We start from the raw sequence: 23,489 nt of genomic DNA, 5'->3' as shown, positions 1-23,489 counted from the left end.
AAAATATTATCTCGGGAATTTCCTCGGGGGCGGCCGTTACCGTGGCGGACCGTATTGCCAGGCGCCAGGAAAACGCAGGCAAAACCATCGTCGTGGTGCTGCCGGACTCGGGCGAGCGCTATTTAAGCTCGGTGTTGTTCGAGGGGCTTGTTCGATACATAAAAGCCGGCCCCGTCATCACATACCCATCCGCATACGGACTTTTGATGACTATTGGCAGCAATTCCCAGTTTGAGCATTTTCGCGGTGTTTAGGGCATGGGCCGTGTCTGTCGAGGAGCGCCGTTCACTCAGCACCTAAATAAACGACGATAATAAATCATAGCCAATAGTCTATGGTATTTAGGTGCTGGGTAAACCCTTCCTTGGGGGCTTGACGGCAGCAAGCCTTGCTGCCGACATCCTCGCCAAACACGCCCCATGCCCTTTTTGAGCTCCAAATTGGTATTGGCATGACTGTTGACAATGAGTGCACAAGAGCTGTATCTTAGCCCTAACGTCACAAGCTGACCGGACAACCGGAAGCCAGTGACGCCAGAGCGCTCAGCGCTCTGGCGTCACTGGCTTTTTTTATGTCTGAATATATTGGCCTTTACACAGCTATTGCCTGAATAATTCGGAGTTCAGAGTAAACACTTATGAATAATCGAAGGAATGAAAAAGCGTCGACCGGCTTAAGCATCGACGGGATCGTCGCGCAGTTACGCGGCCTCCGCAACCATTCACTGGAGTTGCGCGAACGTCTTGACAAACCGCCAAAACTGCCGTCCCGCACCGCGCTGGCAGCGGTCGTCGAGGGGCTGAGCGCCGCGTTGTTTCCCAATAGACTCGGGCTGCCCGACCTTGACGAAGACGGTATCGATGCCTACGTCGGTCACACGCTCGATACCCATTTACGCGGCCTGAAAAAGCAAATTCGGCGCGAGCTGGGCTTTAGATCGCGCCAAGATTGTTATAGCGATCCGGTGCAACGGCAGGCAACCCAATTGATCCGCGGCTTCGCCAATGAGTTGCCGAAAATCCGGCAGCTGCTTGACACCGACATCCAGGCCGCCTTCGAAGGCGACCCCGCCGCCGGCAGCAGCGACGAGGTATTGGTGTGCTACCCGGGAATCAATGCCATCATTCATCACCGTATCGCGCATGTCCTGTACGGGCTGGGAGCGCCGCTGACCGCGCGCATGATTGCCGAAATTGCCCATTCCGCCACCGGCATCGACATCCACCCCGGCGCCACGATCGGCGAAAGTTTCTTCATCGATCACGGCACCGGCGTCGTGATCGGCGAAACCGCGGTCATCGGTCGGCATGTCCGCGTGTATCAGGCCGTCACCTTGGGCGCCAAACGCTTTCCGAAAAACCCGGATGGCAGCCTGGTGAAAGGCAACCTCCGCCATCCCATCGTCGAAGACGACGTGGTGATTTATGCGGGCGCCACCATTCTGGGCCGTATCACCCTCGGCAAAGGCTCCACGATCGGCGGCAATGTGTGGCTGACCGAAAGCGTTCCGCCCGGCAGCGTGATCACGCAACAACACATGCAACAACAAAATTGAACTTAATAACAACCAGGAGATAAATCATGACCGAATCCGATATTCATCAAGCCCATACCGCGCTAGGCGACGTCGCCGCGCGTACGCTGTCGAATGCGACCAAAACCGTGCCGATGATGGGGACGATCACGCCGCGCTGGCTCGTTCATCTGTTGCCCTGGGTGCCGGTCGAAGCCGGTATCTACCGTGTCAACAAAGTCAAGAGCGAAACCAGTATCGCGGTCGATTGTTCCAGCCTCGACGAAAAAGTGTTGCCGCAAACCTATGTCGATTACGAGGAATGGGGCCGCGAATACCGTTTGAACGCGGTGAATACGGTACTCGATGTCCACACCCGCGTCGCCGATTTATACAGCAGCCCGCACAATCAAATTCACGAACAGTTGCGACTGACCATCGAGACCGTCAAGGAAAGGCAGGAAAGCGAATTGATCAACAACGCCGAATACGGCTTGCTGAACAATGTCGCCGATTCGCAAAAGGTGCAAACCCGTAATGGCGCACCGACCCCTGACGACCTTGACGAATTGATCTCAAAAGTGTGGAAAGAACCTGCGTTTTTCCTCGCGCATCCGCGCGCAATCGCCGCCTTCGGCCGGGAAGCGACCCGCCGCGGCACACCGCCGCCGACCTTAAGCCTATTCGGTTCTCAATTCGTCACCTGGCGCGGCATTCCGTTGATTCCCACCGATAAACTCAAAGTCACCAATGAAACGACCAACATCCTGCTGCTGCGCACCGGCGAAAGCCGCCAAGGCGTCGTCGGTCTGTATCAACCCAACCTGACCGACGAACTGAGCATGGGCTTGTCGGTGCGCTTCATGGGCATCAATCATAAAGCCATCGCTTCATACTTGGTATCACTCTATTGTTCGCTGGCCGTTTTGACCGAAGACGCGATCGGCGTACTCGAAAATGTTGCCGTGGACCAATACTATGACTACAAATAATTCAACAAACATCGACTCAAGCGCATTAGGCCTACCCGATGAAAGCCAGTTAACGCAGTGGGCCAACGCGCTGTTCGCCGCCCCGCCGGTTTCGGAGGCTGATTTCGGCGTACCGGGCTCGGCTGCCACGCATAATCCGGTTCAGCCGATTCCGGCAGCGGAGCAAGCGATTATTGGCCGTCATTCGTTGCAACCGAGCGGCTTGCCACTGGAAACCGATCTCAAGGAACAACTCAGCGATTATTTACAACGTTCCGCCAAAGCACCCGTCAGTTCGGAAACGCAAGCTTTGGACTTGAAAATTCCAGGCTCGGCGGCGACTCACGAGTCGATCCCGCCGATTCCGGCTGCCGAACAATCGTTACTCGGTCGGCATCCGCTTCAACCCAGCGGTTTGCCGTTACAAGCGGAACTCAAAACCTTGTTAGCGCAACATTTGAAGGCTCCGGCAAATACTTTGGCAACGCCACAGTCGGTAGGTGGTTATTATTTTCTCAATGAAGTAGCGCAATTGGGCCGTGCGGCTCAAGAGGCCGGGTTGGGTTCGACTCATCCGCCATTCGATGTCCATGCCATACGCCGTGACTTTCCGATATTGAGCGAATTAGTCAATGGCCGGCCTTTGGTATGGTTTGACAATGCCGCGACGACACAAAAGCCGCAAGTCGTGATCGACCGGTTGAGCGAGTTTTACAGCTACGAAAACTCGAACATTCACCGTGCTGCCCATGAACTGGCCGCGCGTGCGACCGATGCCTATGAAAAAGCTCGCGATATCGTCACACGTTTCCTGAATGCGTCATCGCCAAAGGAGATCGTGTTTGTGCGCGGGTCCACCGAAGCTATCAATCTAGTGGCGCAAAGTTACGGCAGACAACATATCGGTGAAGGCGACGAAATCGTCATCAGTTGGCTCGAACATCACGCCAACATCGTGCCGTGGCAACAGCTTTGCCGGGAAACCGGCGCGGTGCTGCGCGTCATTCCGGTCGATGACAGCGGCCAGGTCATTTTGAGTGAGTATCAGAAACTGCTGAATGCCAAAACCAAACTGGTTTCGTTCACGCATGTCTCGAACGCTTTGGGCACGATTACACCGGCTGAGGAAATGATCGCGATGGCGCAACAGGTCGGCGCAAAGGTCTTATTGGATGCCGCGCAATCGGTGTCGCATCTCGGCGTCGACGTTCAGCAACTGAACTGCGATTGGCTGGTGTTTTCCGGACACAAGATATTTGGCCCCACCGGTATCGGCGTGTTGTACGGCAAGGAAGAACTGCTCAATTCGATGGAGCCGTGGCAAGGCGGCGGTAACATGATCGAGGATGTCACGTTTGAAAAGACCGTTTACCAACCCGCACCCGCCCGCTTCGAAGCCGGTACCGGCAACATCGCCGACGCAGTCGGTCTCGGCGCCGCGCTAGAATACCTTCAAGGCATCGGCATCGTGAATGTTGCCCGTTACGAGCACGAACTGCTCGAATACGCGACCGAACTGCTCAAGTGCATTCCTGGGTTACGTCTGATCGGCGCCGCGCAAGACAAAACCAGTGTCTTGTCGTTCGTGTTGAAAGGACACAGCACCGCGGACGTCGGCAAAGCACTGAACCAGGAAGGTATCGCAGTCCGTTCCGGGCATCACTGCGCGCAACCGATACTGCGCCATTTCGGCCATGAAAGCACGGTGCGCCCGTCATTGGCGTTTTACAACACCCATGAGGAGGTCAATGTTCTGATCGAATCCTTAAAACGCCTGGCGGGAACGAAAACCTTTTTCAGTTGAAAAAATTACCGGATGAGCTGTTTGGAAGAGCGGTAAAATCCGTTACGCCAACGCATCGCTTCTTTCACCCTTTCAAAAACCGTGACGCTATAATACCTTGGCAAATCATTTCCAAACGGCTTCCGATTACAAGGGCGCCAGACCGCCAAACAAGCCGCCAGCCCTCGTGCCAAACGGTTTGACGGTTGTTTCTACCAGTAGCGGCTTCATTTGATGGATGTCGCTTTTCTGATAGCAAGCGCCGCGCTGGCTGCTTCAACGCTTGCCGCCGTAGCAGGAACAGGCGGCGGCGTGATTTTACTGCCGGTGCTGGTCTCCGTATTTGGCGCCCGGGAAGCCGTTTCCATCTATACGGCTGCTCAACTGTGCGGAAATTTGAGCCGAGTCGTTTTGAACCGCCAAGCCATTCAGCCGGTCGTCGTATTCTGGTTTTGCTGCGGTGCGATCCCCTGTTCATTCCTTGGCGCCTGGCTGTTTGCCCGGCTCCCCGATAGCAAGCTAACCGCTATTCTGGGGGCGTTTTTGATTGCATCGGTGGCATGGCGCCATCTGTTTAAATATTCGGCGACCGGTTTCCAAACGCCTTGGTTTATGCCGATCGGCGCGGCATTTTCGGTTGTTTCGGCGCTGGTTGGCAGTGCGGGCCCTTTTCTGGCCCCGTTTTATTTGTCTTACGGCTTGGTCAAAGGCGCTTTCATCGGCACCGAAGCCTTGGGTACGAGCATGGTACACATCAGTAAATTACTTGCCTATCAGGGCCTGAACGCGACCACGACAAATACGTGGCTAGTAGGGTTACTAACCGGTCCGGTGATGATTTTGGGTTCATTGATCGGCAAGCGTTGGTTGGCTGAAATGTCCGTTTCGATGTTCACTTGTTTGATAGACGCGATGATCGCCGGTTTTGGACTGTGGTTTCTTATTCAATAACGAAAAACAGCTCCTCCGCTGACGCAGATGCTGTTTTTTCCCGTCGCGCAACTGTTTGATCGAATCAAGCGGACCATTGACCGGCATGGAATTAAGTCCCGGATACGGTCGACGCGTTGCTGAATTGCTTCAGGTAACGTTCGCTGTCCGGTTCATTCAGCCAGCGATGGGCGTGATGCTCGATGAGATCGAACAGCCGGTTGTATTTATCGACTTCCGCCTTCTCGTGGGTTTTGATACCGAAATAGTATTGATTACCCTGTTCACGATCGGCAACCACCCTATCGTTATAAACGGCAAAATCCAGCGAACCATTGAAACCGTCCCCGTTTTTCAGCGGCAAATCCTCGCGAAACGCGATACGCACATCGACGCCGTCGTCACTTTGCCGTTGCAAAACCTTTTGTACCGCCGGATCGTGGCAATCCCGGCGGCCTATCACGAACACACGGGTAATCCGAACCCCGCGCGCCAAAGCGTCCAGATTGGCCTGATAGTAATTGACCAACGCCCCCCGGCTATCCCAGTTGACCAGCATCGGATCGACCGCTTTGACACGGTGTTTTGTCTGCTCCAGCGCTTTCGCGCTTTCCAGATAAAACTCCGCTTCGTTCAACAACAGGCAACCGCGTTCGAGCAGGCCCAGATTGCGCCTGAAGTCCTTCAACAATTCCCGTGATTTCTCCCGGCACGCTGGTTCGGCGATGGCCGCGAGGGCTTCGCTGATTTTGTAGCCGCTGTGGTGCAAATTCGCCAAACTGCGCCGTGCGCGGACAATTTCTTCGCGAATCAAATAAGTGGCCAGAGACAGCAGCACGCCGACGCCGAAGATGATAAAGGCCGCTTCCTCGTATTTGAGCATCCAGTGAAAATACAGGGCAAGCAGCGCACCGATGATGAATTCGATAAAAATAGCCATCATCCCCCTCCCGGCAAATGATCGAAAGCGCGCGCCGCATAAAGTGGTTGGCTGCCTGATAAATCAGGTGCTGTTTTCTCCTGCAATTCCAGGACGAGTTCCCGAATCAACGGCCATTGGCCATGACCGGAATCGCTGTTGATGTGGCCCGCCGGACCGGCATTGTAAAAAGCCAGCCCCCAGAACCGGCTGAGTTGTTTGGCATGCGCGAAACTCAGCCACGGGTCGTTCTCACTCGCCACTAACAAACCCGTGGTTTCGAGCTTTTGCCGAGGCAGATGAACAGCGATCGAGGCGCTTGCATCGGATTCATGCTCGATCAAGCCGTGCAGCGAGAAGCGCAGCGGCGATGCCGGCGCCACCATGATCAGTCCATTCACCTGGTCCGGCCGGCGAGAGGCGACGATACTGCTGGCCAGACAGCCAAAACTGTGCGCGACCAGAATGACTCGATGGCCGATTTTCTCAATATGATTATCAATGGCATCGGCCCAAGAGAACAGTTCCGGTCGTTCCCAATCGATGCCACGGACGCGCTCGCACCCGGGCAAGGCCCGTTCCAGCCAGGTTTGCCAATGATTTTCGCCGCTGCCATGATAGCCGGGCACTATGAGAATCTTACTGTTCATCGCTTCACCTCATGCTTGTTGACTCTGATTCTATAAAAATGGGTTCAACCAACTTGCGCCAAACGTGGCGAGTCATCCTTCCAGACCGAACCGGGTGTTTGGTAATAGCTTCCCGCCACCCATTCAAAACCGACATCGCGGGCCAAATTATCGATCTTTTGATCGTCGATATCCGACAATACGGATCGCGCTCCGACCGAAGCCGCCAGCCTTTGCGCCTGTTGCAGTTTTTGCGACAAATTCGGGTCTTCGATCACGGCGAAGCCCTTGGCGGACACCTCGACCCAATCCGGAGACAGCGTGCTTATCAGCGCCACCGCCGAACCGCCCAGCGCCGGATAGTCAAGCTTCAGGGCCAGGCGGTATCCGCGTTTCCGGTAGTTTTCGAGTCCGACCATCAACGCTTCGTAGTATTGCGCATAGACGGGGCTGAGCCGCAAGGCGATCACGATATTGCCGGTCTCCAGGCCGCATTTGGCGATGACTTCCTTGAAATAAGCGCCGTGGTCTTTTTTGACGCCGAGGATGTGCCGGGGATCGACCTCCAATTGCAGGAAAACCGGCTCATGCGAATGCGGCAGAAAATTGAGCATGTGCACAGTGCGAGCCAGGCGATCGAATTCGACGATCGAATCCGCGCCGAATGCTCGCCTGTTGGGCAGCGACAGAATCAGCTCCAGCTCATGACTCTGAAGATGCGGTATTTCGGCAGTCGTGACCTGCAAGCCCGCGGCATAACCTAGGATTCGTTCAGGATCCAGCGTTTCCCGGACCGGCTCCAAATGGGTTCCGATCCGAATGGGACCGAATAGGCCATGAACGGCGCCCTGTTTCAAGAAAAAAGGGCGGAAATGGGTACGATGCTCCCACTCCAAGCGATCATTGAAATATTCGACCAGTTGTTGTAAAGGCATTTTTCGCTCCTTGTCGTTTATTGGATTTGCGCTTCAGGTTTAAAAAAGGCGGAGCATAGGCTCCGCCGGAAAGATATCCTTATTTTTGAGGAGGACAACATCACCCGCTCCTTCAGACAATGCTCATGATGGCAATCTTCATTGCATGGCTGTAGCTTAGCGAATTCAATACTTTTCTAAAAACGATATAATTAGATTTTTAATTCTAAAATTTAGATAATGCATCCGTCACGGTTGTTTCCCGGTCGCCTAACAAAAGGAATGTCAATCATCATGAATATGAACCAAATTGAATTATTGCGGGTGCTTTACGAAAACGGCTTCAATCTGTCGAAAGCCGCCGACCGCATGCATGTCGTACAATCGGCAGTCAGCCGCCAATTACAATTGTTCGAGGAGGAACTGGGTTCGCCGCTGCTGACCCGGCATGGCAAGAAGTTGACAGGATTGACGCCTTTGGGGCAAAAGGTGTTGGCCCAAACGCAGACCATGCAGCAGGCCAAAAAAAACATCCTGTCGATCGCGTCCGAATATAAAAACGGCGACACCGGCATCCTGCACATCGCGACCACGCATACCCAAGCCAAATATTTCCTGCCAAAGCCGATTCGGCGATTCCGCGACAAATACCCCAAAGTCAAAGTCTATATCGTACAATCCTCGCCCGAGCACCTGATCGATTTTCTGCACAACGGCGAGGCCGATCTGGCCATTTGCACCGAAAAGGTGTCCGAGGATGGAACGCTGGTCGTCAAACCTTGTTACGAGTGGCATCATGCCGTCGTAATGCCGAAACAGCACCCTTTGGCGAGCGGAGAACTGACATTGGAGCGGCTGGCTTCGTGTCCGGTTCTGACCTATTCGTTCGGTTTTACCGGCCGCTCCAATATCGAAAAAGCCTTCGAGAACTCTGGCTTGACCTTGGATGTGGTGCTCGCGGCCGCCGATACCGATGTCATCAAGACCTATGTGCGGCTGGGTCTGGGGGTCGGCTTGATCGCCGAAATGGCTTACGATGCGGTTGCCGATGCCGATTTAGTGGTTCGCAATTTGTCCAGTCTTATTCCAAGCTCGGTGACCAAAATCGCCTATTTGCGGCAAAACTATCTACCCGCTTACGGCCGTCATTTTATCGAAGAATTGTTGGAAGCCGCCGAGGACATCAACTTTCAATAGACACGCAAACGAAACGATGACGGGAGATTGCCATCACGATCCGAGTCCGTCTGCAGGACAGCAAAAGCATCAAGATCCTCGACGGCAGCGACGCCCTGCCCTCCTCGTCGCGTGTCGCAACGTAGGCGTCGCTCCCACAGCGAATATTGCCAATCCAGAGCGAGTCCAAACAGTACAGCTGTAGGCGCTGAATAGTTAGTGCGGACGCTCATTTTACACGACTGTTTTCATTCACAAGAAATCCCGCTTGCCTCTCTTCTGTCGTTGCCGCCAGAAGCTGCTCCACTCCAATAAAGGTTCCGAATCTCCGGCATGTCTTGATAAGCCCGGGCATTGAATGCGGGTTCCGAGAGCCGAAGAGCGGATAACGACTGCGGGCTTGGGCCATCAACGGGTCCGGGCCAGCCACTTGTTGAAGAGCCACTTCACAAGGGGTGTCATGCGCGTGCGATTGAATTGATCGCCCAGTTTGCGGATCGCCTCGGCCTGGGTCGGGTACGGGTGAATCGTGCTGCCGATCTGCTTCAGTCCCAGGCCGTGAGTCATGGCCAGGGTGATCTCGGAAATCATGTCGCCCGCATGGCCCGCGACGAGGGTGGCGCCGATGATCTTGTCAGTCCCTTTCCTGACGTGGATTTTCACGAAGCCTTCGTCTTCTCCGTCCAGGATCGCGCGGTCGACATCGCTGAATGCCTGCACGAAGGTGTCAACTTCGATTCCCTGTTCCTGGGCTTGATGCTCGTAGAGCCCGACGTGGGCAATCTCTGGTGACGTGTAGGTGCACCAGGGCATCACCAGCGACGTGGACTTCTTGCGACCCTTGAACAGCGCGTTTTGAATCACGATGCGCGCCATGAAATCGGCCGCGTGCGTGAACTGAAACGGCGAACAAATGTCTCCGGCGGCGTAAATCCGGGAGTTCGTCGTTTGCATGCGTTCATTGACCTTAACGCCCTTGTTGTCGTAATCAACGCCTACGTCTTCCAGGTTCAGATTTTCGACGTTGGGCGCCCGGCCGACGGCTACCAACAGTTTGTCGATCGGCTCGTCATAGCCCTGGCCGTGCGATTCGACGACGAGCCGAATGCCGCCATCGTGCTTGATCTCCAGTTTCTTGCCGCAGCAAAGCAACTTGACGCCGGATCGTGTGATCGCCTGTTGCACGATCCCGGCCGCGTCACGATCTTCGCGCGGCAGGATGCCATGCGTCGCCTCCACCAGGAAGACTTCGGAACCCAGCTGTGCGAACGCCTGGGCCATTTCGCAGCCGATCGGTCCAGCGCCAATGACGCCGAATCGTGCGGGCAACTCGGTCAGCGAGAACAACGTTTCATTGGTCAGATAGTCAACGGCATCCAAACCCGGAATCGGCGGCGCCGCGGCGCGCGCACCGGTTGCGATCACCGCCCGCTTGAAGTGAAGATGGCTGCCGTCCACGTTAACAGTGCTGGAATCCACAAAGCGCGCCTGCCCGAAATAGACATCGATACCGAGATCACGAAATCGTGACGCCGAATCATTCAGGCTGATACTGGCCCGCAATCGTCGCATCCGCTGCATGGCGGCGGCGAAGTTCACATTCATCCCGTCAGGCACTTCGACACCAAACTCGCGTGCATTGCGCACGGCTGCCGCGACCCTTGCCGCGCTGATGACGCCCTTGGACGGCACGCAACCGACATTCAGACAGTCGCCGCCCATCAGACTGCGTTCGATCAACGCGACTCTGGCCCCTAGTCCCGCCGCGCCGACCGCGGTGACCAAGCCGGCAGTGCCGGCTCCGATGACGACCAAATTGTATCGCCCGGCCGGTTTCGGGTTCACCCAGTCCGAAGGATGAACGTTGCGAACCAGCTCCTGATTGAACGCGTCCGCCGGACTGGTTTGCGGCAATCGCTCGATCACCGGCTGATCGACCGGATTCATGGTTTCTTGATAAGTCATTGATTCCTCCATTGTGTAGTTAACGAGACAGTCTTTGTTTGATTGAACGGCAGTTGATCAGCCCTATCGACCCCAGCAATTCCCATATATGGACTCCTCTCCAATTGCAAGCCAAGATTGTTCAAAAATGATGTTTCCAACAGAGATCGAGATTGCCGCCATATATTCGGCCTCTTGATGAAGGTATTTATCGACCTTCGGGCCCTGATGAAGCTATCCGCGCGCTTTTATCTCTATCACTTTGCCGATTTCAAGGAATCTTCGGGAATAACGGATTTTAAAAGCGCCGGTCTGACCTGTTGAATGTCATCACTTTGAGAGTCTTGCCTCCGCAATTTGGTTGAACTCGTTTACTACAGTGTTGTTAGGGTTATCCACGCTTTGTCCACATGCGTAGAGCCCTTCAATCGTGCTCGGAGCTTGTGGGCAAAGGGTGGATAACCCGGTTTTCATCGGCTTAGGCCATTTGTGGCACGTAATCGCCGCCACGCGTTGCCAGCGCCCAAATGATCCGGGCGTTCTTGTTGGCCAAAGCCACGGCCGCTTTGTTGAAGCCTCGCCGTTCAATCAAGCCTTTGAGCCACAGGCTCAAGGGGTCGCTCTTGTCACCGCAGTATTTCAGCACCGCTCTTGCCCCGTGAATCAAGGATGTGCGCAATTGGCGGTTGCCGCGTTTACTGATGCCCAGTAATACCTGCTTATCGCCGCTGCTGTGCTGCCTTGGCACCACGCCCAAGCTGGCCGCGTAATCTCGGCTCGAATCATAACCCTTGCCATCGCCGACGTCAGCCGTGGCCAAAATGGCGGTCAAAGGACCGATACCCGGTATGTCAAGCAATCGTCGGGCTAAGGCATTGTTTTGGCATACTGCCGTAATTTCCCGGTCCAGAGCCCGGATCGCTTCGTCCAAGGCTTTCAGCGCTTGATACTGCTCGGCAAACAGCTTCCGGCTCAGCGTGCTGAGGTCATTTTCCCCGTCCTCCAGAATACTGGGCAGTTGTTTTCTGAACTGATTCACGCTACGCGGCAGCACGATGCCTCGTTCAGCCAGATAACCGCGCATTTGATTGACCAAGGCCGTGCGTTCGTCCACCTTACCTCGCCGGACACCTTGCAGCATGGCTAAGTCTTGCTGCTCAATGCCTTTGATCGCCACGCTGCGTTTGTTCGGCTGGCAGGCCGCCGTGTAAATCGCCTCGGCGTCGTTGTAATCGTTTTTATTGCCAACCACGAATGCCTTCACGAAGCGAGTATTCAACAGCACTACTTCGTGGCCCAGGGCCTGAAATGCCCGGGCCCAATGATGAGCGCCGCCGCAGGCTTCCATCGCGATCACGCTCACCGGCATCTGAGCCACAAAGGCCAACAGTTCCGACCGTTTCAATTTCTTTTTCTTTGCTTTGCCGTCTTGCATCATGAACATATGAAACACTAGTTTTGCAATATCTAAACCCACTACGTTAAGATTCATCTCGAACTCCTCTTTGTTCTGTTTAAGTTGTTAGTAGGTGTATTGTGACACCGTTAGAGGGTGGAGAGGAGTCCATATCATCACTTTGGCGTTCAAAAAGGGCATGGGGTGTGTTTGGCGAGGATGTCGGCAGCAAGGATGCTGCCGTCAAGCCCCCAGGGATGGGTTTACCCAGCACCTAAATTCCATGGCTACTGGACTATATTTTACATTCCAGCATAATTTAGGTGCTGGGTGAACGGCGCTCCTCGACAGACACACCCTGTGCCCTAAACCCCGCAAAAATACTCAAACTGATGGGAATTGCTGTTATCGACCCTCAGCTCGACAACGTGGATTTGTCGACAAGCTGGAGGATGGCATTGAACCTTGCCTTTTTCATTTTCACAGGACATTCGTCAGCTCATCGAAGTTCTTGACAACCAGATCCGGCCTGGGGCCCAAGGCATCGAATGGCGCACCGGTCCGATTGATCCAGCAGACTTTGAAGCCGAAGCTTTTAGCGCCCAGCGCATCCCAGGAGTTCGAGGAGACGAAAAGGACCTCCTCTTTTGGAAGTCCCGTTTGCTGTAGCGCAAGCTGATAGACCTTGGGTGAAGGCTTATAAAGTTTCACTGCATCTGCGCTGAGCACCCACTGAAAGTGTGGCCGGAGCCCGGTTCGCTCCAAGCCGCTACTAAGCATTTCCGGAGTTCCGTTGGACAATACCGCCAATGAGTATTTTTCCTTCAGTCGAGGCAGAGCCGCTGCGACATCGGGGTACGGACTGGGAAGCAGCCAGGCCTCCATCAGCCGTTGCCGTTGCCCGGTGGTCATTTGCAAGCCGAAGCGCTCTACAGCAAACTCAAGCGCTTCCCCGGTCACTTGCCAGAAATCCCGGTATTGCTCCATCAGCACCCGCAAAAACGTGTACTCAAGCTGCTTGGCTCGCCACTGCTTGTTAAAAGCGATCGGATCGGGCGCCACCTCTTTACAGGCTTTGGCGACCGCCCCAACATCGACAACCGTCCCGTACATGTCGAAGACAATGCCATTGATAAGTAATTTCGTCATAATTTTGGCTCCCGGTGGTTCTACCCTTGTGTGCTTTACGGCTTACGCATCCCATCCGTTCCTTGAATCATTTCCCGTCAAGGGGTTAATTAACCAAAAGAACGATTTATCCCGGCACCTCGCTGAAACCCTTGGTATCACTGGCTTGTAGCCGAAAAATCGATTTCAGAATCCCCAATCAGTTTTTTTGATAACCTCTTGAATATTAAGAAGACTTCCCTGGTTGTAAAATTCATATTTGCCGATGAAGTTGATGTGCTGCCAGGCGACGGGTGAAAAACGCAGTATTTCCTTCGCTTTGCTTGGGTCCGAGGTTTGATAATGCTGATAAAGTGCCGACAAAATAGTTGCATTGTAAAAAATCACCGCGTTGGCAATGAGCCGGATGGATTCGGCATTGATGTCGAGTTCAATTTCAGTCTTTCCATTGAGCATCCGGCCGCCGCTGACTTTGGCAATGGTCGCGCTTAATTGGTGATAGGATTCGCCGCGATTCAATGAACCTTGCACAACCTCGCGTACTTCTTTGTTGTCGATATAATCCAGCAAATAATCGGTCTTGATGATTTCATCGAAGGCGATCAGCGCTTTCAAGGTCGGGTTCAGCTTTTTATAAGAGGATAATTTGCTGACGATCTGGCTTTGTGTCGTCTTTTTAGTGGTCAGTGAAGCCAGTATTCTCAAGACCTTATCCCACTCCTTGATAATCAGGGCTTTATTAACCTTTTTGCTGGGTTTGATAATTTGTTTGGCATAGTGCTCGATCTCATCGAAGCACACCAGATCATGCTCGGATTTGTCCCGCAACAGAGTAAAGCGCGGCATAAACCGGTAACCGAACAGATACATCAGGGCGAAGTTGACGCGATTGATGCTGTGCATATCGCCGGAAACAGCCGTAATTTCAACATCCGAAGTATTGCTTTCGACAATATCCAACAAGAAATGGCTTTCATGCTGATTGGCGCCGATGACCTTAAGACAAAGCGGTAGATGATTGGCGTTTAGTGAGAATAAGACCACGCCTTGCAACATGCCAAAATATTTCTTCGAATACCGCGATTTGATTGTATTGTATTTCGTTGCGAACTTTTGACCGTCAACACTGGCGTGAACGCCATAATCGGACAAGTTGTACTCCGAAAAAATGGGCAATTTGGCCGTATGATTCATGATGACATCATTGGCTGTCGCGAGGGTTTGATAGCGAATATGGTTCTTATTCACCCGATCCAGGTCTTGTTCTTTTATATCGCTAATCGCTTTCATCTTTTTGGTTTCCGTCCCCGTCGCGTTGGCGATAATGCAGGCATGAATGACTTCGGAATCGGGGAACGATTTCGCGTATTTGGGTTGAAGGTGCGAAAATGATTTTAGAAACCCCGTGTTTTCCGCTGAAAACTTGAGAATATCGGCAATACTGCAAACATGAAGCTTTTCGTAGAAGGGGTTGTTAACGCCGTCATCGAGCCGGGTATACGGCAGCGTCCATTTGACGCTGTCGCCTTGCTTATTGTGCTGAATTTTTAGGCTGGTATTTTCGCCGGCATGAATATGCTGACTGAAGTTTCCCAATTTTTTGAGGGCAAGGAATATCAGATAATGCTAATATTCAGCTTAAACATTAGCTGGCTCTAATATTGATTGTTAGGCTATGCCGAATCTCATTAAAAACAATAGCTTATGGGTGAATGAGGTCGCCTTTTGTAGTATAATATTGGTTTCTAAATCATTGATTACACAAACAAAAGGGCCTCATTCATGTTCATTTTACGCGATCTTCTCCGCCCTCTCCAAGCCCATTTTTCCGAGACTGATCTGGGACGGGAGCGAGCTTCTTTGTTTGTCTACACGCTGCTCGCCGTGATTGTTCCGTTTACCTCATCGATGTCGTCTAATTTATGGCGGGCCTTGGAGACTTTGTTCGGGATCGAGATTAAGCAAAAGCGGTTCTATACCTTCATGGCTTCGTCGACACTGCCCTGGGAAAGGCTTTGGACGACGCTGTGGGGATTGATTCCGTCCCCCACGACCGATGGCCGCTTATTGATTGGCTTGGACGATTTTATCAACCTCAAAGTGGGTCAACACATTTTCGGCTGCGCGTCGATTTTCGATCATGCCGCCAAAGCGAATCAAAGCCGTTACCCCTGGGCGCAAAATGTGGTGTCGATCGGCTTACTGAAGCAGGTCAAAGGTCGTTGGGCCTGTTTGTTTTTGGGCTTTCGTTTTTACTTACCCCGTCACATGATCGCCGAACAAAAGGAAACCGCCAAAATCAAAGGCCAAGTCGCGCCGTTTCAAAGCAAACTCACGCAAGCGGCGGAATTGCTAATCGCCGTCGCCGGTCACTTTGCTTCGACACCAATGCTGGCGGTCACCGACAGCTGGTTTGGGAATCAGGGGTTATGGAAGCCGGTGCGCCAAACGGTAGGCGAACGTTTTCACCTGTTATCCCGATTGCGCAGCAACCAGGTGCTCTATGCGCTCCCCGACGCCCGGTCCGCCGATGCCAAGACACGCGGACGCCCCCCGTAAATACGGCCAGCGTCTGGGGACCGTGACCGACCGAGCGCACGCGCTCCGGCAGCAAACTGCTGCCTATCAGGTTAACCTGTATGGCAAAGTACGCGAAGTACTGGCGGTTGAGAAAACCGTCATGCTGAAGACCTTAAAATGCCCCATCAAGGTCGTGTGGGTGTTTCGTAAAACCCAGTGGGTCGCCTTGTTTACGACCGATCTCGACTTGTCGGTCACCCAGGTCATCGAATATTATGGCGCTCGCTGGAAGATCGAGTCCGGCTTTAAAGAACTCAAGCAAGACATTGGCAGTCAAAAATGCCAGAGCCGGAATGCCCAGGCCGTGATAAACCACCTGCATTTCTGTATGATGGCCACCACGGTCACCTGGATGTACGCCGATCGCATCAAAGCGGATCCGCAACGTCGGCACAAGGTCAAGGGGCGGACGAGTTTCGCCTTTTCCGATGTCCGGCGCCTCATCGCCGAAGCCTCACTGAGTGAAGATTTTGATAGGCTTTGCCATAAACCCACCAATCCCATGAAAAATTCGCTGGTCGCGGTGTTGTTACGCATGGTGGCTTGAGGCGTTTTTAGGAAACTTCAGTATGCTGATTGACCAAGTCGTATTTGGGTTTCAGGTTTTTTTCGAGTTCGTCCAGCAAGGTAGCAATATCCATCGACAACAAAGGCATATTGAGCTGTTTTAAAATTTCATCCTTGTGCTCGGCCCAATGTTCCGCGTCTATCAGCTCATCGTCCAGGGTACGATAGTTGATGCTGTCTTTGATGAAGACCGTGTTGTTGGCTATACCTTGCTTGATCTGGTGGTAAACCATGCATTCGTAGCGGTCGCCATCGACCCGCTTGACGACTTTTTGAGCGTCGGTTTTTACTTTGAGGGTGAGAAGCTTTTTTAGCGATTGGGGAAAAAAGTTCAGGGGCGCCTCTTGATAGGGATAATCCCGAAAAGATTGGCCCGTGCTCAGATGTTTTCTTAAAAAGCAATGGCCTGCGTCAATCCCTCATTCGTGCAAGAAAACTCCAGCACCTTGAATAAGGGCCGAATATTCTTCTTAATGGTCAAGGCTTGTTGTGTGTAGTATTGCCAGCGATAAAATCCCGATCCAGATTGGGCTTTTAAAATCATCCAGGAACTGTCTGTAATCGGCCTGTGGAACCACCTCGAAGGCTTTGGCTCTCACTTGTTCATCGGGAATGCGGCTATCGATATTAATGGCTAACACTTGGCAAGCCTGATTTCTCAGTTTTGTATCGACGTTTTCCAGCAGCTCAATTTTTGAGCGTTGATAATCGTCGGCGTCATCGGCATATTTGTTCATCTTCTGGATGAGGCTGGTCACCAGAGAATCGTTGATTTTAAGAAAGCGGCGATGCACGTAGCAAAGCAAATACAGCCGGGTCAGGTTTTTATCGCTAATCCGCCTAAGTTTCTGGATGGTGTAGAATTCCGCTAGATTCGCATAGTAGATAATATTCTGTTCCGACAACCCCAGTTTTGGCATCAGAAGCCGGGACTGTTGATAAATGTCGACGATCAATTGTTGTTTGGCCACGCTATTCTTGATTTCCGTGGTGCTGAAATTCTTCTGATCCTTTTTCAGTAAGGTGAGGTTATAAAACAGCTCGTCGTTTTGTAAAAGCTTATCCAATTGCGCGCGAAGTGCTTTATCGGCATCGGTGTACAGCTTATTGACTAAACGGTTGCGCTCTTCCTGAAGCGCGGTCGAAACGATATCCTGGAAAGTCGAATACGCCGGCCGGATTACATTCTGTTGTTGGCAGTAGACCAGCAAGCCTTCCAACACAAATTTTGCCAGCGCGTGGCGTTTGACCAAGCCTTTGGCCTCTTTGAGCAATTGGGTCTGAAAGCCGGCATCGGCCTCTTTCAAACCGAATTTACGCATCAGTTCGCAACGGTTCCGGTAATGGTGATTTTTCGATACCTGTTTTTTAGGAAAGGGCTCTCCCGGAAAATACAGTTGCATAATAAAAGCCGTATCCGCTTTCACCCGTTGAAAACTGAACAGGAAGAAATAATTGACGGCTCGGTAATAGCCTAGCTGCAAGACATAGTCGACTTTACGGGCGGTGTTGTTTTCGAGGCTATCGAGGACGGCTCTATCGTCTGCATCGAGGGAGAACAGAAATGACCGCTCTTCATCATCGAGCTTGGGTATCGAATAAAGCGCGTTGATTTCGTCCTGGGTCAATATGTTCAGTCGTGCCATGTGTTTTGTAGGATTGCCGGCGATTGCTATGACAAGGCATCTTATGTCGATCACAGTTGCTTCTGAAACAGGATTTTGACAAATGATGCCTATCAATAGATCAAGGTCTAGTGATCGATTGGGAGTCGAACCGAAAAGTCTATCAATAGACAGCATTTTACTTTATGATCGACAGTCTATCACAACATTAAAAATTCATTTGATAGAAAATGATCATCGGATACGCCAGAACCTCGACCATCGATCAAATTGCCGGCCTCGAAGCGCAGCTCTGGGAACTCGAAGCCGTTCAGTGCCAAAAATATTTCAGGAGCAAGTATCGTCTGTCGCGGTTCGCATACAGCTCGAAGCGGCCTTGGACTTTGCGCGGGAAGGCGATGTACTGGTGGCCACCAAACTCGACCGGCTTGCCCGGTCGGTCGCTGACCTCATGACGATTATTAACACGCTGGAACAAAAAGCGGTTGGTCTCAGGATTTTGAATCTGGGTATGGACACCCAGACGCCGACCGGCAAATTAATGCTGACCGTTTTAGGCGGCGTTGCCCAGTTCGAGCGGGAAATGATGCTGGAACGGCAACGGAAGGCGTCGCTAGGCCAAGGCCGCCGGCAAGTATAAAGGCCGTAAACCGTTGGACGATGCGTTGCGGGAAGAAGTCGTGCGTCTTGCCGATAGCAGATTGACCAAAAGCAAAATCGCCCGCCAATTGAACATCGGCGAGGCTACGGTCTATCGTATTCTGTCCGCGAAGAAAAAGAACCGGCAGGAATCAGAGACGTAAGGATTCCTTCGTAAAGCTGTATGCAAACAGGTTGATTTTGAATCCGGGGCAGACGCGAAAGCAACCCAAGGGCGATAAGCCGGCGACATCGCAAGCCGAAAAGGCGGAACCCGGCGCTACGCAGGCGGCGGACAAGGCTAAGGGTTTTGTCTGGAATCCGAACCCTACAACACACCACCGTGCGATTCATACGCCGTATGGCCGTATCCATCTTCCCAGCAGTTAAGAAATATGTAAGTCTAATTCAGCTCCAATATTAGCAAAATATAACATTTGACTTGGCGTCATATGAAAATGGGGCACCCTAATATTCTCATCTAGCGAGATTGAAATTTGAACCTCAAGTTGAGAGCTATTAAACACAAGGTTTTTAAGGTTCTGATCGTTATCAATATTTTCAATAAGGTGATCTATAGCTACTAAAAAACCAATTTCATAAACAACTTTAATACGGTATTTAAAAAAATTACTCGCATATAATTCACCTGTGCGAGAGCGCCATACATCACCTTTTTTGTGAAAAACAATATCCTCTTGATACTTAAGGCTTATGTATTCATCTGAAAACCCAGAACCAATTAGATTCAAATAAAATTCTTCCATAATTTTCTACAAATTGTTGACATTAAACCCAGTAGGCTCTCCTGGCCCCGATCCACCTTTTGGCTTAACAACAATATCTCCATTTGGTTTGACATATAAGTCATATCCTCCTGCCCCTTTCCCACCTGGAGTCTTTAAATCCTCTATCGTTTCTCCCTCTTCAGCCAATATATCTTTGAGTTTTTTCTCGTCACTTTTGCCCAAATATTTATCTTGAGAATCGCTAGAATCATCAGCCTCGTTGTGCATAGCATTCGCACAAGCCTGAACTCCACGCTGCAAAGCATCCCGACAACTTGGATTCAGGATACAAGCAACACTCACCCCAGCTGCCGCACAAGCAACTGGATTGGCAAGACAGAGAGCTACAGCCGCAGCATCACCTGCAACTAACCCCTGAGGATCGGTATATCTAAGCGGATTGTTATAAACATAGGCATAAGTATTCAGCCCACCCTCAAGCCCAATCGGGTCGGAGGTAATGTATCGTCCAATATTGGGATCATAATACCGGTTCCAGTTGTAATACAAGCCCGACTCCCGATCGTAATACTGCCCCGGAAAGCGCAAGTCGTTGTCGATGGTTTCGGTGGTGATCGCGGTTTGTCCGAACGGCGCGTAACTCGCTTGCCAGACGATGTTTTGCGCTTGGTCGGTGATGACTTGCGGCGTTCCGATGTGGTCGAGGTGGTAATAATAGGCGTTTAAGCTGCGCTCGCTTTCGTCCAGCCGGTATTCCTGGGGATGGCCCTGAGTTTTGTCCATGATATGGGCGAAGCCTTTGCCGTCGTCGGGCAGGCGTATCCAGCCTTTAAGTTCTTGGTTTGCGCCTTGACCGATGGCGAAATGGTAGACCGTGCCTGCGCCGGTGGTATCGATCTGCCATAAGGCGGCGTCGATGACGGTGTCCAGCAAACTGCCGTCGATGCGGAGCAGACGGATGCGCCGGGTGTTGATGTCGACACGCAGTTCGGCATCCCGGTGCGGTTTCTTGGAAAGAAAACGGTAGACGCCTTCGCGATCGGTCCGGTACTGCGCCAGCGGCTGTCCTTGCCAATACAGGGTATTGTGCAGCAGTTCGCCGCTGCCGCTCAGTTGGGCGATGCGCCGGCCTTGCAGATCGTACAGGCTGTATTCGGCGCCCTCGGCGCTTTGTTTGACCACGCGTTGGCCGAGACCGTTGTATTGATAGCTGGCAATTTGGCCTTGGCCGCCGGCGATGCTCGCCAAGCGGTTGTGCGGATCGTATTGATAGGCGTATCCGGCGCTACCAGCGGTTTTTTCGATCAGGTTGCCGGCGGCATCGTAGCTCAAGGCGGTATTCAGCCCGCTATCGGAGATAGATTGTAGCCGGTTACTGTGGGCATCGATGCCGTAGTTTTCGGTATTGCGGACGGTGCGGTTGCCGTTGGCGTCGTATTGATACGCATTCGGAAACGGTCCGGCCGCTTGGCTTAGGCGATGCAAGGCGTCGTATTGGTAAGTGCGGTTTTGCAAGGGATCGAGCAGATCGCCGATAGCCGCCACGTCGGATGCCGGCGTGTACTGCCATTGCCGGTGGAATACCGTTTGTTGGCCACTCAGGTTCAGCTCGGTAAGCCTTCCGAGTCCATCCACCTGGCGTTGGTAATGGATACCGTTGCCATATTGGAAGGCGGCGATGCCGTCGGCCGCGACCGGATGGTAGCTGACGCCGGAAACGACCGGCGTTTTGCCGCCGCCCGCCGTGCTGCCTATGCTTTCGACCCGGCCATGGTTGTCGTATTGGAAGTCGAAGACTTGGCCGTTCGGGTAAACGTGTTGAGTCAACAGTCCTTGGCCCGGTTCGTAGCGGTAGTCGTAGGCGAATTGTTGGCTGAAGGTTTTGCCGCCCAAAGCGCTCAAGCCGGTATCCTGGCGTTCGATGTCGCCGTAACGATTGTACAACCATTGGGTTTGGCCGGTCGGATCGCTCATTCCGGTGCGTTTACCGAGCGCGGTTTGACGCAGTTCGGTGCTTACGGAGTCGCCGTAGTTGTCGCCGTCGTAATACCAGCGCAGGTCGTAGCCGCTATCGGCATAGTTAACCTCGGTCAGGCGGTTCAAGGCGTCGTAATGGTATGGCTGACGCTGCCGCGGGCGTCGGTTTTTGCACCGCTTGGCCGAGCACGTTATAGGTATAGGCGGTCAAGCCGCTGTCCGGACTGTCGGTTTGCAAGGTATTGCCGACTTCGTCCAATAGATATTGGGTGGCATGGCCGTTCGGGTCGGTCACAGCCACCAGGCGGTTGGAACGGTCATAGTCGAAGTCGCTCGCGCCCTGGTCGGCGTCGATCACACGGGCTAAACGGCTCGTGCTTTGTTCGTAAACGTAACGGGTTTTATGGCCTTCGGCATCGATCATGGCGGTTTTGCGGCCTTGGATGTCGTATTCGTAGTGGGTCGTCTGGTCTAACGGATCGGTTACGGAGAGTAGCCGGTCGCTGGCGTCGTAGGCATAAGTGGTTTCCCGGCCCAGATGATCTTTTTCGCTGATTTTGCGGCGCAGGGCGTCATACGTGTAATGGGTTTCGCGGCCGAGGCGGTCGCGTATTTTGACCAAGTCCAGCTTGTCCCAGGTGTATTCCACCGCGGTGCCGTCGTCATAACTCACGCTGAGCAGCCGATTCAAGTCGTCGTAGGCTTGCGTGCGGGTGTGGCCGCCGGTATCGGTGTAGGCGACGACGCGGCCGCTGTCGTCGTAAGCGTATTGTTCGGTTTTGCCGCTCGGATAGCTCACCTTGACCCGATAGCCCAGCGCGTCATATTCGTAGCGGGTGACATGGCCCAAGGCATTGCGGCGGGTCAGTATTTGCCCGGCGGCATTGTAGGTAAAGGTGGTGCTATGGCCTAAACCGTCGGTGGCACGGACCAGGTTGTGGTGGTCGTTCCATTCGAATTCAGCCACGGTTTCTTCGCTGCCGTTACGCCATTTGACGATTTTCACCGGATCGATTTGGTTGTCGGCGTAGAGATAGCGGGTGACATGGCCTAACGGGCTTTTTCCAGCGTGGGTTTGCCAAAGGCGTTGAATTCGCGGATGAAGATTTGCGAGCTGCCGTCGTCCAACACGCGGCCGAGACGCGAAGGGTTTTCCTGGTAGATATTGTGTTCCGTTATAGCGGAAGTTTGCCCCGGGTAGTTGAACCACACCCGGTGCTCCAGGGGTTTTTTAAAGGTTTCCAACAGGCCGCTGGTTTTGCTGTCCGGCGTGTGCAGCCAATGGGAAACTTCCGCTTTGGACAGGTTCCGTCCGTAGTCTTTATAGGTTTGCTTGTCCCAGTAGGCGGTGTTGCGGTAATGGTGATAATTATTGAGCGTTTTAATGTCACCGCGGGGTTGGTCGGAAACGTATCGCGGAATGCCTAACGATTGACCGTATTCGATGCGTTCTTGTTCGCCGTAGGGATCGGTGACGATCAAGGTTCTGGATGTACCGTTGCCGCTGTAAGCGAATCGGGTATCGCCATAGGGCGTGGTCATGACGTTGATGAAGTCGCCGCTATCATAGCCGAAGGCCGACACGATTCCAACTGGGTCGGTAATGCTGGCTAAACGGCCGTTATTATCGTAATCGATGATCGCTTCCCGGCCGAACGGGTCGGTGACTCGGGTGATTAACTTGGTATTAGCGAAATGCTCATAAGACAAAACAGTCGTTTGTCCCAAGGCATCGGTAATGCCGGTCAGGCGCAATTGTGCGTCGTAGGTTAACTGGACGGCATGGCCTTGCGGATCGATTTTTTGCGTTAAGAACACCCGGCGCACACCGCTGACGGCGCCGTCGCTGAAACTGTAGATTTCTTTGGCGCCATTGGACAGACGCCGTTCGTAAACGATCGGATCGGCGGAAATCCGGTAGAGCCGGGCATTGTCCGAAACGCCTTTCTGGAATTCGCCGGTCGCCGCGTTGTAGTTAGCGTAATCGACGGCGCCGCCGCCGGCCGCGATACGATTGACGACAGCGGACGGATTGGTCGGCACGTCTTG

General features: G+C 52.9%; 21 protein-coding genes and 2 pseudogenes. 11 read left to right on the top strand and 12 right to left on the bottom strand.

From position 1 onward, the window contains the following. The first annotated feature begins 41 nt into the window (after positions 1 to 41). The 5 genes from Q9L42_RS13555 (at position 42) to Q9L42_RS13535 (ending at position 5,218) form a co-directional block, all read left to right on the top strand. A complete protein-coding gene (locus tag Q9L42_RS13555) occupies positions 42 to 254 on the top strand; it encodes a hypothetical protein (RefSeq protein ID WP_349431246.1) in 213 nt (70 codons plus the stop codon). A gap of 383 nt (positions 255 to 637) precedes the next feature. After that, positions 638 to 1,555 (top strand): serine O-acetyltransferase EpsC, encoded by a 918-nt coding sequence (gene epsC, locus Q9L42_RS13550; protein ID WP_305907867.1) that lies wholly within the window; start codon positions 638 to 640, stop codon positions 1,553 to 1,555. A gap of 26 nt (positions 1,556 to 1,581) precedes the next feature. Then, the gene (locus Q9L42_RS13545) at positions 1,582 to 2,505 is read left to right on the top strand and encodes a family 2A encapsulin nanocompartment shell protein (protein ID WP_305907868.1); all 924 of its coding nucleotides are present in this window, start codon (positions 1,582 to 1,584) and stop codon (positions 2,503 to 2,505) included. After that, positions 2,492 to 4,288 (top strand): family 2A encapsulin nanocompartment cargo protein cysteine desulfurase, encoded by a 1,797-nt coding sequence (locus Q9L42_RS13540; protein ID WP_305907869.1) that lies wholly within the window; start codon positions 2,492 to 2,494, stop codon positions 4,286 to 4,288. Before Q9L42_RS13545 ends, Q9L42_RS13540 begins: the two co-directional genes overlap by 14 nt. A gap of 213 nt (positions 4,289 to 4,501) precedes the next feature. Next, positions 4,502 to 5,218 carry a sulfite exporter TauE/SafE family protein gene (locus Q9L42_RS13535; protein WP_305907870.1) on the top strand — a complete coding sequence of 239 codons (717 nt, stop codon included), beginning with the start codon at positions 4,502 to 4,504 and terminating at the stop codon, positions 5,216 to 5,218. 91 nt (positions 5,219 to 5,309) lie between these two features. On the opposite strand, the gene Q9L42_RS13530 is transcribed toward Q9L42_RS13535, so the two are convergent. Genes Q9L42_RS13530 through Q9L42_RS13520 form a run of 3 tightly spaced genes read right to left on the bottom strand, consistent with a single transcriptional unit; the run spans position 5,310 to position 7,680 of the window. Next, positions 5,310 to 6,137 carry a hypothetical protein gene (locus Q9L42_RS13530; RefSeq protein ID WP_349431245.1) on the bottom strand — a complete coding sequence of 276 codons (828 nt, stop codon included), beginning with the start codon at positions 6,135 to 6,137 and terminating at the stop codon, positions 5,310 to 5,312. After that, complete coding sequence (locus Q9L42_RS13525) at positions 6,137 to 6,766, bottom strand: RBBP9/YdeN family alpha/beta hydrolase (RefSeq protein ID WP_305907872.1); 630 nt, start codon at positions 6,764 to 6,766, stop codon at positions 6,137 to 6,139. The genes Q9L42_RS13530 and Q9L42_RS13525 overlap by 1 nt, the downstream gene beginning before the upstream one ends. Before the next feature lie 44 nt (positions 6,767 to 6,810). Further along, a complete protein-coding gene (locus tag Q9L42_RS13520; RefSeq protein WP_349431244.1) occupies positions 6,811 to 7,680 on the bottom strand; it encodes a hypothetical protein in 870 nt (289 codons plus the stop codon). A 273-nt stretch (positions 7,681 to 7,953) separates the two neighbouring features. Between Q9L42_RS13520 and Q9L42_RS13515 the strand changes: the two genes are divergently transcribed. Next, positions 7,954 to 8,856: a LysR substrate-binding domain-containing protein gene (locus Q9L42_RS13515; protein ID WP_305907874.1), complete on the top strand. Its 903-nt coding sequence runs from the start codon at positions 7,954 to 7,956 to the stop codon at positions 8,854 to 8,856. Between the two features lie 387 nt (positions 8,857 to 9,243). On the opposite strand, the gene Q9L42_RS13510 is transcribed toward Q9L42_RS13515, so the two are convergent. From Q9L42_RS13510 to Q9L42_RS13495, 4 genes and pseudogenes are all read right to left on the bottom strand, one after another. Beyond that, entirely contained in the window at positions 9,244 to 10,800 is a 1,557-nt protein-coding gene (locus Q9L42_RS13510) for a mercuric reductase (protein ID WP_305907875.1), read from the bottom strand. A gap of 457 nt (positions 10,801 to 11,257) precedes the next feature. Next, the gene (locus tag Q9L42_RS13505) at positions 11,258 to 12,271 is read right to left on the bottom strand and encodes an IS110 family transposase (RefSeq protein ID WP_305907107.1); all 1,014 of its coding nucleotides are present in this window, start codon (positions 12,269 to 12,271) and stop codon (positions 11,258 to 11,260) included. A gap of 384 nt (positions 12,272 to 12,655) precedes the next feature. Next, complete coding sequence (locus Q9L42_RS13500; RefSeq protein WP_305907876.1) at positions 12,656 to 13,324, bottom strand: haloacid dehalogenase type II; 669 nt, start codon at positions 13,322 to 13,324, stop codon at positions 12,656 to 12,658. A 137-nt stretch (positions 13,325 to 13,461) separates the two neighbouring features. Continuing rightward, positions 13,462 to 14,887 (bottom strand): annotated as a pseudogene (locus Q9L42_RS13495) (transposase); the annotation flags it as partial. Positions 14,888 to 15,085: 198 nt separating this feature from the next. On the opposite strand from Q9L42_RS13495, the gene Q9L42_RS13490 reads away from it, so the two are divergent. Together Q9L42_RS13490 and Q9L42_RS13485 are read left to right on the top strand one after the other, a co-directional pair. Next, positions 15,086 to 15,862, top strand: a complete 777-nt coding sequence (locus Q9L42_RS13490) for an IS701 family transposase (RefSeq protein WP_349431243.1) — start codon at positions 15,086 to 15,088, stop codon at positions 15,860 to 15,862. Beyond that, the gene (locus Q9L42_RS13485; RefSeq protein WP_349431242.1) at positions 15,834 to 16,430 is read left to right on the top strand and encodes a transposase; all 597 of its coding nucleotides are present in this window, start codon (positions 15,834 to 15,836) and stop codon (positions 16,428 to 16,430) included. The genes Q9L42_RS13490 and Q9L42_RS13485 overlap by 29 nt, the downstream gene beginning before the upstream one ends. A 16-nt stretch (positions 16,431 to 16,446) precedes the next feature. On the opposite strand, the pseudogene Q9L42_RS13480 reads toward Q9L42_RS13485, so the two are convergent. Beyond that, positions 16,447 to 18,096, bottom strand: a pseudogene (locus tag Q9L42_RS13480) (DUF4158 domain-containing protein); the annotation flags it as partial. A 292-nt stretch (positions 18,097 to 18,388) separates the two neighbouring features. Here Q9L42_RS13480 and Q9L42_RS13475 point away from each other — a divergent pair. The 3 genes from Q9L42_RS13475 to Q9L42_RS13465 are packed head-to-tail and all read left to right on the top strand — an operon-like array spanning position 18,389 to position 19,104. Then, the gene (locus Q9L42_RS13475) at positions 18,389 to 18,715 is read left to right on the top strand and encodes a recombinase family protein (protein WP_349431241.1); all 327 of its coding nucleotides are present in this window, start codon (positions 18,389 to 18,391) and stop codon (positions 18,713 to 18,715) included. 13 nt (positions 18,716 to 18,728) lie between these two features. Continuing rightward, the gene (locus tag Q9L42_RS13470; protein ID WP_349431240.1) at positions 18,729 to 18,878 is read left to right on the top strand and encodes a helix-turn-helix domain-containing protein; all 150 of its coding nucleotides are present in this window, start codon (positions 18,729 to 18,731) and stop codon (positions 18,876 to 18,878) included. Between the two features lie 37 nt (positions 18,879 to 18,915). Then, positions 18,916 to 19,104 carry a hypothetical protein gene (locus Q9L42_RS13465; RefSeq protein ID WP_305907880.1) on the top strand — a complete coding sequence of 63 codons (189 nt, stop codon included), beginning with the start codon at positions 18,916 to 18,918 and terminating at the stop codon, positions 19,102 to 19,104. Here Q9L42_RS13465 and Q9L42_RS13460 read toward each other — a convergent pair. Genes Q9L42_RS13460 through Q9L42_RS13445 form a run of 4 tightly spaced genes read right to left on the bottom strand, consistent with a single transcriptional unit; the run spans position 19,101 to position 23,483 of the window. Beyond that, the gene (locus Q9L42_RS13460; RefSeq protein WP_305907881.1) at positions 19,101 to 19,481 is read right to left on the bottom strand and encodes a hypothetical protein; all 381 of its coding nucleotides are present in this window, start codon (positions 19,479 to 19,481) and stop codon (positions 19,101 to 19,103) included. The genes Q9L42_RS13465 and Q9L42_RS13460 overlap by 4 nt on opposite strands. 6 nt (positions 19,482 to 19,487) lie before the next feature. After that, complete coding sequence (locus tag Q9L42_RS13455; RefSeq protein ID WP_349431239.1) at positions 19,488 to 21,566, bottom strand: RHS repeat-associated core domain-containing protein; 2,079 nt, start codon at positions 21,564 to 21,566, stop codon at positions 19,488 to 19,490. Next, positions 21,544 to 22,446, bottom strand: a complete 903-nt coding sequence (locus tag Q9L42_RS13450; protein WP_349431238.1) for a hypothetical protein — start codon at positions 22,444 to 22,446, stop codon at positions 21,544 to 21,546. Before Q9L42_RS13450 ends, Q9L42_RS13455 begins: the two co-directional genes overlap by 23 nt. Before the next feature lie 44 nt (positions 22,447 to 22,490). After that, the gene (locus Q9L42_RS13445) at positions 22,491 to 23,483 is read right to left on the bottom strand and encodes a hypothetical protein (RefSeq protein ID WP_349431237.1); all 993 of its coding nucleotides are present in this window, start codon (positions 23,481 to 23,483) and stop codon (positions 22,491 to 22,493) included. Between the last annotated feature and the right edge of the window lie 6 nt (positions 23,484 to 23,489).

Origin of the sequence: Methylomarinum sp. Ch1-1 (assembly GCF_030717995.2) — a bacterium.
GTDB classification, from domain to species: Bacteria; Pseudomonadota; Gammaproteobacteria; order Methylococcales; family Methylomonadaceae; genus Methylomarinum; species Methylomarinum roseum.
Note: the sequence above shows the minus strand (reverse complement) of the source record. Positions and strands in the feature narration are given on the sequence as shown.